This is a genomic window from Streptomyces hainanensis (assembly GCF_004348415.1).
Lineage (GTDB): Bacteria > Actinomycetota > Actinomycetes > Streptomycetales > Streptomycetaceae > Streptomyces > Streptomyces hainanensis.
Genome location: NZ_SMKI01000001.1, coordinates 50,861 through 59,955, shown reverse-complemented (window position 1 = coordinate 59,955; position 9,095 = coordinate 50,861). Strand labels below are relative to the sequence as shown.

Here is a 9,095-nt window from a genome sequence, read left to right as displayed (position 1 = left end):
ACCCCCCACCCCCCGCGTGGTCCCGGCGTCGGAGGGCGTCGGCGGCGCCCTCCTCGGCTCGGGACCACGAGGCTGCCTCGGGTGAGCGGGCCTCAGTCCGCTCGACCGCGCCGGCCGGTCGGCACGCCGTCGATCACGAAGGTCGATCCCGGCGAGACGACGACGTCGCCGTCGGCCGAGTCGCTGATGCTGACGTTCGTCAGCGTGGCGTTGCCGCGCGCGCCGTTCATGGCCAGGATGCCGGCACCGTTGTTCGAGTCGTCGATGGTGACGTTGGTGATGGCGACGTCCGGCACCAGCCCGCCGCCCGTCTTGAACTGGATGCCGTCATAGGTGGAGTCGTGGATCTCGGTGTCCCGGATCGTGACGCCCGGGATGTCGCGGCCCTGCGCGAAGACGGTGATCGCGCCGAACTCCTGCGCCGCGCCCCAGAACGCGCCGCCGGTGCGGTACAGCCCGTTGTTGGCGATGAGGGTCTGCCCGGAGAAGGGCAGCGGATCGTGGTCGGTCGCCAGCATGATGCCGGGGTAGTTCATGGTGTCGGAGATCAGGTTGTTCTCGATGCTGTTGTCGTACCCTCCGTAGATCGCGATGCCGTTGGCCCGCCAGGGCAGTTGCACGGTGTTGTTGACGAAGCGGTTGTCGTGGGCGATGTCCACGGCCGTGTCGCGCACGTACCGGTTGGCCCACACGGCGAGCGCGTCGTCGCCGGTGTTGCGGAACGACGAGTTGAACACCTGGGAGTCGCTGCTGCCGTTGGTGAGGTTGATGCCGTCGGCGTAGGTGTTGCGGATCCGCATCCCGCTGAACTGGAGGCCGTCGGCCGGTCCCCAGAGCTCGGGGATGTTGCTGTGGTCCCGGCCGACCCAGACGCCCACGTTGGCGTGTTCGATCCACACGTTGGAGATGCGGGTGTTCCCACCGAACCGCCCGTTGAGTCCCACGCCGCCCTCGGCACCGCCGTCGCCGCCGCGGATGGTGCCCGAGCCGAAGATGGCGATGTCGGAGATCCGGGTGTTGTCGTCGATGTCGAACCCGAAGTTGCCCTCGTGCGGGTGGTTGATGCCGCCCGCCTGGTGCGGCGGGGTGAGGGTGTACAGCTGCGAGTGCCACATGCCGGCGCCGCGGATGGTGACGTCGCTGATGCCGACCTGGTTGTACTGGCCGCGGTCGAGCGGGTCGTCGGTGAGGATCTTCTGCTCCTGCCGCCACTGGCCCGGCGGGATCCACACGCAGTCGATGTCGCCGTTCTGGTCGGCGGTGACGGCCCGCTGGATGGCGGCGGTGTCGTCGAGCCCGTCGTTGGGCACCGCGCCGTACTCGGTGATCGAGACGCAGCCGGCCGGCTGGCTCGTCGGCGGCGCGACCTGCTCCAGGTCGACCAGGTCGACGATGTAGAACGCCGCCGTGTCGCCGGCGTCGCGCTGCAGGCGGAACGTGGTGCCGGCCGGGTAGGTCCCGGCCAGCAGCGCCTGGGCCTCGTCGAACAGCCGCCGGGCGGCGGAACCCGGCGCGTTGGTCAGGCCCTCGGGGTCGTCGGTGGTGCCGTACAGCCAGCTGTGCCTGGACGACAGCGTCAGTTTCCTGACGAAGGTGTCGTCGGCGTAGAGGCTGAGGGTGGCCTCCATACCACCGCCGCCGGCGGCGTCGGGGATGGAGTTGCGCACGACGAGGGAGTTGGTCGGCACGGTGGAGGTGAACTCGACGAAGTCCCCGGTGGAGTTGAGCCGCACCGACTCGCGGCCCGAGGACTCGGTGGCGAAGTTGGTGCGCCCGAAGGTGCGTTCGGCGTCGGCCTGGAGCAGCGTCCCCCGGTAGCGGCCGTCCTCGGCCTCGTACTCGGTGTACGGGACGGCCGCGCCCCGCCCGACGACGATCGCGCGGGTGAACGCGTTGTTCGTCTCGTTGGTCTCGGCGACGACCCCGGTGGCGTCGGCGGTGGCCACGATGGTCGCCCCGCCGTCGGTGGCCCGCCAGGTGCCGCTGATGGGCACGTTGACCGTGGCCCCGGCGGCGACCGCGCCGGTGGTGGCGCTGAGGGTGGTGCCGCCGACCGTCACGCGGGTGACCGTGGTGGCGGTGACCGCGGTGGTGCCGCGGTTGTTGACGGCGACGGTGAAGGAGACGTCGGCGCCGACGGCGGGGTTCGCCGGGTTGGTGGTGACGTCGAGGACCTGGAGGTCGGGGCCCGCGGCCTGGGCGACCACGAGCCGCGAGGCGGCGGTGCGGCTGTTGTTGGCGTTGTCCTGTTCGAGAATGGTGTCCGTCGGGTCGACGATCGCCGAGACGACGTAACTGCCCTGGGCGCGGGTCCCCACGTCGACGACGACGGTGGTCGAGGCGCCCGCCGCGAGCCCGGCGACCGGGGCGCTGCCGACGACCGCGCCGCCGAGGCTGACGTCGAGGGTGGTCGCGGCGGCGCCGAGGGCGCCGATGTTCGCCACCCGCGCGCTGAGCGCGATCCGGTCGCTCTCGGTGGGGGAACTCGGGCTCCACGTCACGTCGGTGACGGCGAGGTCGGGGTTGGGCGCCATGGCGCCGATCACCTGGAGGTCGCCGACCTGGCCGCCGGGGGCGCCGGTGTTGCCGGTGAACCGCAGCTGGACGTCGGCGACGCGGCCGGTGAGCGGGATGGTCACCGTGTTCTGGTTGGTCGCCGGGTTGAAGACGTAGCCGGCCTGCGCGACCAGCGAGCCGAAGCCGCTGGCGCTCTGTTCCCTGCCGAGGACCTGGAGCGTCTGGGTTCTGGTGCCCCAGATCGGGTCGGGGTTGAGCCGCAGCACGATGCCGGTGAGGTCGGCGTTGGCGCCGAGCCTGACGGTGAGCGTCGCCGGGTGGCCGCCCGACTCCCAGTAGGTGCCGACGTCGCCGTCGTTGGCGTTGGCGGCCACGTAGTTCTGGGTGGTCGAGGACGCCTCGATCGGCTTGCCGCGGGCCAGGTCGGCACCCACCGGCTCCTCGGCACCGGGGTCCTCCCCGCCCGGGTCCTCCCCGCCGGGGTCCTCGCCGCCGGGATCGTCGACCCCGCGGACCTCGAACTCGGCGACCTGGGCCGCCGGCCAGCCGGTGTTGGCGGTGACGTTCAACCGGAGGTAACGGACGCTGGTGGCCGGGAAGTCGATGGTGGCCGTGTTGCCGGTGGCCGGGTCGAACGAGCGGCCGGCCGAGGCGGACAGCGTCGCGAAGTCGCCGCCGTCGGCGCTGCCCTCGACACTCAGGGTCTGGGTGCGGGCCTCCCACGAGGAGGGCAGCCGCAGCACCACCTGCCCGACCTCGGTGCTCTCGCCCAGGTCGATCCCGAGCCACTGCGGGAACGCGTGGGACGGGCTCTCCCAGTAGGTCCCCCGGTTCCCGTCGTTGACGTCGCGCGCCGGATGGCTCGCATGGGATCCGCTCGCCGAGACGGCCTTGCCAGGGGCCAGGTCGGGCCCGTCGGCCGAGGCGGCGCCCGGCACGAGTCCGACGACGGCCAGGCCTGCGACGACCGCGCCGACCAGCAGTCTCCGGACGTGATGCTTCCACTTCATGGGGGGTCCTCTGTTCTGTGGGAACGACAGAGCCAGTGCCTTGCGCGGCGCGCGGAACGGCCGGGCGGGACAGAGGCCGAACAGGACGCCTGCCGCGAACTTGCGTTCAACTTGCGGAAAATTAAGCAAAAAAGTTGAGCGCTTGCACGAAGTAGTTAGAGAGTTCAGCCGTACTGCGAACTTGTCAACGGTCCGCGCATGCCGCGGCACGCCGTCGCCCGTAGGCGACAGGTCAACGCGACGGCACGGGCCGCAAGGCCCGCTCCCCGTGAGCGGTCGATGACCGGCGTTGGAGAGTCGGGAGACGCGAACGGCGATCTCTCGCACCCGATCAGTCCCCAGAGCCCTGAGGAACCCGCTGTCGGCGGCAGCCCCGTCCACGAGTTCTCGCTGCTCGGACTCGAACTGGTCGCCATCGGCTTCCGGGTCGGCGAGATATCCGACGGGGACGTGGAAGAACCGCGCGAGGGCCTGGAGGTGATGGAGCTTCGGGTTGGCCGTCCGGCCGGTGACGGGCTCCCAGGAATACGGCCGGAGATCGATACGCCCGTGAGTTCGCCGATCTGCCGTGCCGCCGTCTCGTAGGAGGGCGGCTGTTCACCCCGGGGCGTCCTGATGTCCCGCGGCCACCGCGGCTTCTCCGCCAGTGTGCGTGCCGCGCCGCGCGTGGTGCCGCTCTCCTTGCTCCGCATCGTCGAACCCTCCCCGTCAGCCGGTGTTTGCCGGCAGCGGCCCCTTCGCCAACCCTGGCTCGGTCGTTCCGAGCGGCACCGGGACCACGTTCGGCCGGTCGGTGTGGCCGGGTGGTAGGTTCGCGGGTCAGCGCGTGGTTGACGGCTGCGCGGGACGATGGCGAGGGCGTGGTCCGGTTCGCGGCCACGGCTTCGTGGTGTCGTCGGCGCGTGGGGCCGCCGGGAGAACAGAGGCCCGTACGGCGTGGCCGCGCCGCGTTCGAGCGGCGGCGGTCGGCCGGGCATCGGTGGGGCCGGGGCGCCCCGGTTGGCGTCATGGGCCGGTCCCACGCGCTTCGCCGATGCGCCGCTGTTCGGACGCGCCGACGCGGTCTGAACGTCGGCTCCGCGTGCGCGTGGGGCGACAAGGTGTGCCGGTCTCGAGCACTGGCTGAATGGGGACGGGGATATGAGGCCACTGCGGGATCAGGATCCGCGTGAGGTGGGCGGGTACCGGTTGCTGGGAACGCTCGGCTCGGGGGGCATGGGGGCGGTCTATCTGGCGCGCTCGCAGCGTGGCCGGCTGGTCGCCGTGAAGTTGGTGCGGCCCGACCTGGCCAGCAACCACTTGCTCCAGGAGCGGTTGGAGCGGGAGATCCGCTCGGCGATGCGGGTGGAGGGTGAGTGGGTCGCGGCGGTCCGGGCCCATGACGTCGAGGCCGCCATGCCGTGGGTGGTGAGCGAGTACGTTCCCGGCCTGCCGCTCGACAGCCTGCTGACGCGGCTCGGGCGAGGGCTGGCCGAGCATCATCTCTTCGCGCTGGCCAACGGGTTGGGGCAGGCGCTCCTTGCCGTGCACGCCGCCGGACTCGTGCACCGCGACCTGAAGCCGTCCAACGTGATGATCACCGTCGAGGGCCCTCGGGTCATCGACTTCGGCATCGCGTATGCCGTCGAGTCGGCCGAGCGGCGGCTGACCAGGACGGGGGCAGCCGTCGGCACACCCGCCTTCATGTCACCCGAGCAGTTCGAGACCCCCACGGCCCTGACCCCGGCCAGCGACGTCTTCGCGCTGGGGTCCGTCCTCACCTACGCCGCCACCGGGGCCACGCCCTTCGGTCCGCTGGACAGCGACCTGTACGCGCTGATGCTGGAGATCACCCGCGGCACGCCGCGTCTGGACGACCTGCCAGCCGGGATACGCCCGCTGATCGCCAGCTGCCTGGACAGGAATCCGGCCGACCGGCCGAGCCCGGAGACGATACTCGCCACGACGTTCGACTACCTGAAGTCGCAGCCGCCGGGGCCCTGGCTACCACCCGCGGCCCTGCAAGCGATCCAGGACCACGACGCCGCGGTACGGGCGTTCGTCGCCGACGCGGAGGCCGGAGCCCCGGTGTCCACGCCTCCCGCTCCCGCCACTCCCTACGCGCCCACGGCGGACGGGGCTCGAACCGCCTCCGCCCTTCCCACCGCCCCGATCGGGCTCCCGCCCGCCGGCTTCGGCCCACCCGCTTCGTCCGCGTCGTCGGCGGAACCCTCCTCACTCGTGGCCACCCGCCGGGTGCGGGTGCTGGTGTTCGCCGTGCTCATCCTGGTGATCGGCGTCGGGGCACTGGTCCGTGGCCTGATCACCATGGCGGGCGAGGGGGACGACAGAGGGGCGGAGGACTCGGCGGGCCCGTCCGACACACCGCCCCAGGAGGGTCGGGAGGAGACGACGGTCGAACCGAACACCGAGGAGTACGTGGGCGACTGGCAGGGGACGGCGTCCTGGGACTACGGCGACGAGTACGACAACTGGGCGGTGCGCGTCCACGTGGAGCCCGACCTCGAAGGAGGTCCGGCGGGAACCGTCCGGCTGCTGGCCACCGACGTGTTGTGCGAGATGACGATCGTGGAGTCGTCCTGGGATCCCGACGACAACGACGGGCGGGGGGCGTGGCGCTTCACGCCGGACGTTGTCCGCATGGTTCCGGAGGACGCGCCGGAGGACTCCTGCCCGGGCGAACAGGGCCTGGCAGCCGCGGCGGACGGGACAATGTACTGGTGGATCCCGGCCAGCGGCGGGGGCGTCGACCTGGAGTCGACGTGGGCGCCGCAGAACATCGACTTCCCCCCGATCAACGGCCAGTGGGAGGTCGCGCAGCAGGATCTGGCCGGCCTGCTCGGCGTTCCGGGTGAACCGGACGGCGATCCCTACCAGGTGACCGTCACCGGTGGTGGCCTCGGTGCCGCCGTCGTCTCACTCCAGCCGCCGGCCTCCCAGAACTCCGGCTGTTCGTGGGAGGCGTACCTGGCCACGGTGGGCTCCATCCAGAACATTCTGCTCAGCCCGTTCGTGGAATCCCGGTGGAGCGAGAACTGCGACATCCGACCCGCCCAGGTCGGCTACGCCACGTACCCGCAGGACGACACACTCGTCTTCGAGGCGCTCGACGTCGACCCGGACCTGTTCTTCACCGCGCACCGCGGCGCATGACGAGACCCGATCCACGCCTCACAGGCCCTCGATGACACCTCGCGGCCACTATGGCCGCCTCGTTGCCACCGACGACGTCCGGAGCGAGCGCCGTCCTGCCCTCGCGCGCGACGAGTTCCTCGGCGGCCGCGAGAATGGCGGCCCATGAGCGTCGTGGTCCCCGTGAGTGCCGTCACGGGGGGCGCGCCGTCGGTGCCGTGTGGCGTGTGCCTCCTCGGCGACCGGCCGACGCCGTTGGCCTGGTCCGGCATCGCCCTGACCGTGCCCGCGCTGCGACTCGTCGCCGTGGGCGACGGCGCGCCCCTCCCCGGGAGGGCCGTCGCAGTCGTCCCGGCCTCTCCGTACCCGGCGATCCCCACCGCGGGTCACCGGCCGGTGGTGCGGAACGCCGGACCGGATCAGGTGCGCGCGCCCTCACCCCGGGGAACCGAACCCGCCCGGGGTGAGGACTGCTCATACGGTTCCGGGTGCCGCCGCTCAGTTGCCCAGGGCGAGTTTGCGGGGCAGCGGGTGCCAGGAGTCGACAAGCGCCCGGTCGGAGGACCGAAAAACGCCCCGAGCACGTTCCGCAACGGGGAGCAGATCATCCCGCCCGCAGCCCCCCGGCCTACTCCCCCCGGTCGGCGCCCGACTTCACGACCTGCAACGGCAGCAGCTTCTTGCCCGTCGGGCCGATCTGGATCTCCGTGTTCATCTGCGGGCAAAAGCCGACACGTCCACAATCGTCCGCCACCGCTCTAACCTGCGCTCATGCGGCGACGCAAGAACCATCGCACGGCCCCCGAGCGCAAGCAGCAGTACACCCTGGAAGCGGAATGGTCGGCCGCCGACCTGACCCTCCTCGAAGAACTCAGGCGAGCCGAGGATCTCCTCCCCGAGGACGCTCCCCGAGCTCTCCTCTCGGTCCGCCTCTCGATCCTCACCGACGACACCACCTCCCCCGTCCGCCAGGAACTCGACCTCCGTCTCCTCGCGCGAGAGCGCGGCTACCGGGTCGTCGGCATCGCCAGCGACCTCAACGTGTCGGCCACGAAGGTCCCGCCGTGGAAGCGGAAGCAGCTCGGCGACTGGCTCAACAACCGGGCACCCGAGTTCGACGTCCTCCTCTTCTGGAAACTCGACCGCTTCGTACGCCGCATCTCCGACCTCTCAACCATGATCGACTGGTGCCTCAAGTACCAGAAGAACCTGGTCTCGAAGCACGACTCCATCGACCTCACCACCACCATCGGGAAGATCATCATCACCCTGATCGGCGGCATGGCCGAGATCGAGGCCGCGAACACCAGCACCCGGGTGGCCAGCCTCTGGAACTACGCCAAGACCCAGACCGACTGGCTCGTCGGAAAACCGGCCTACGGCTACGAGACCTTCGAGGACGAGAACGGAAAGGTCCGCCTCCGCATCGACCGGACCGCGTACCGGATCCTCCACTGGTGCCGGCGCGCCGCCCTTCGAGGCGTCTCCGCCCGCCGGATGACGACCATCCTCAGGCGCTCCCGCCTCGTCGGAGACGGACTCACCGCCAGCACGCTCCTCCGCCGCCTCCGCAACCCCGCACTCATGGGTTACCGGGTGGAAGAGGACAGAAGCAGCGGGGCCCGCCGCTCGAAACTCGTCCTCGGTCCGGACGGCAAGCCCGTCAGAGTGGCCGAGCCCGTCTTCACCGAGGACGAGTTCCACGAACTCCAGGCCGCGCTCGACCGCCGCTCGAAGGACCAGCCCGGCCGGACCCCCGGCGGCTCCACCCGCTTCCTCGGCGTCCTCGTCTGCGTGGACTGCGGCACCAACCTGACCGTCCACAAGACCACGACCAAGGGCAAGCCCTACGCCTACCTCCGCTGCGCCGAATGCCCCGGCGGCGGCCGCGGCGCGCCCAACCCGGAAGCGGTCTACCAGCGGCTGACCGACGACGTCCTCACCGTCCTCGGCGACGAGCCGGTTCAGACCCGCGAGTACGTGAAGGGCGCCGAGGCCAAGAAGCAGCTGAAGCGGCTGGAAAGCTCCATCTCCTACTACATGAGGGAACTCGAGCCCGGCGGCCGCTTCCAGAAGACCCGCTTCACCCGCGAACAGGCCGAGACCACCTTGGACAAGCTCATCTCCGACCTGGACCAGATCGACCCGGCCTTGACCGAGGACCGGTGGGTGAAGGTCGACAACGGCAAGACGTTCCGCCAGCGCTGGGAGGAGGGCGGCGTCCAGGCGATGGTGGAAGACCTCCTCCGCGTGGGCATCAAGTGCGAGGTCATCCGAACCAAGATCCCCAGAATGCGGGCACCCAAGATCCACATGAAGCTGTCGATCCCCAAAGACGTACGAGAGCGCCTCCTGGTGAAGGAAGACGACTTCGCCGACCGACTTTGAGCGACGCACCAAGAGCCGGACCACCGGCACCCCCGGCAAGCACCGCTT

At 70.7% G+C, this 9,095-nt stretch carries 4 protein-coding genes; 3 read left to right on the top strand and 1 reads right to left on the bottom strand.

Annotation, left to right across the window (positions count from 1 at the left end; translation table 11 throughout):
- Window positions 1-92 precede the first annotated feature (92 nt).
- Window positions 93-3,527 (bottom strand): CARDB domain-containing protein, encoded by a 3,435-nt coding sequence (locus E1283_RS00230; protein WP_132815243.1) that lies wholly within the window; start codon window positions 3,525-3,527, stop codon window positions 93-95.
- A gap of 279 nt (window positions 3,528-3,806) precedes the next feature.
- On the opposite strand from E1283_RS00230, the gene E1283_RS00225 reads away from it, so the two are divergent.
- The 3 genes from E1283_RS00225 to E1283_RS00205 all read left to right on the top strand — a co-directional run bounded on the left by E1283_RS00225 (window position 3,807) and on the right by E1283_RS00205 (window position 9,047).
- Window positions 3,807-4,112 (top strand): hypothetical protein, encoded by a 306-nt coding sequence (locus E1283_RS00225; RefSeq protein WP_132815241.1) that lies wholly within the window; start codon window positions 3,807-3,809, stop codon window positions 4,110-4,112.
- A 603-nt stretch (window positions 4,113-4,715) separates the two neighbouring features.
- Window positions 4,716-6,680: a serine/threonine-protein kinase gene (locus tag E1283_RS00220; RefSeq protein WP_165955957.1), complete on the top strand. Its 1,965-nt coding sequence runs from the start codon at window positions 4,716-4,718 to the stop codon at window positions 6,678-6,680.
- 750 nt (window positions 6,681-7,430) lie between these two features.
- Window positions 7,431-9,047, top strand: coding sequence for a recombinase family protein (locus tag E1283_RS00205; protein ID WP_132815237.1), 1,617 nt, complete (start codon window positions 7,431-7,433; stop codon window positions 9,045-9,047).
- Window positions 9,048-9,095 lie beyond the last annotated feature (48 nt).

What these genes read in the sequence shown, in the direction of transcription:
- E1283_RS00230 (WP_132815243.1), bottom strand. Translation starts at nt 3,527, where the DNA reads ATGAAGTGGAAGCATCACGTCCGGAGACTGCTGGTCGGCGCGGTCGTC.
- E1283_RS00225 (WP_132815241.1), top strand. Translation starts at nt 3,807, where the DNA reads ATGACCGGCGTTGGAGAGTCGGGAGACGCGAACGGCGATCTCTCGCAC.
- E1283_RS00205 (WP_132815237.1), top strand. Translation starts at nt 7,431, where the DNA reads ATGCGGCGACGCAAGAACCATCGCACGGCCCCCGAGCGCAAGCAGCAG.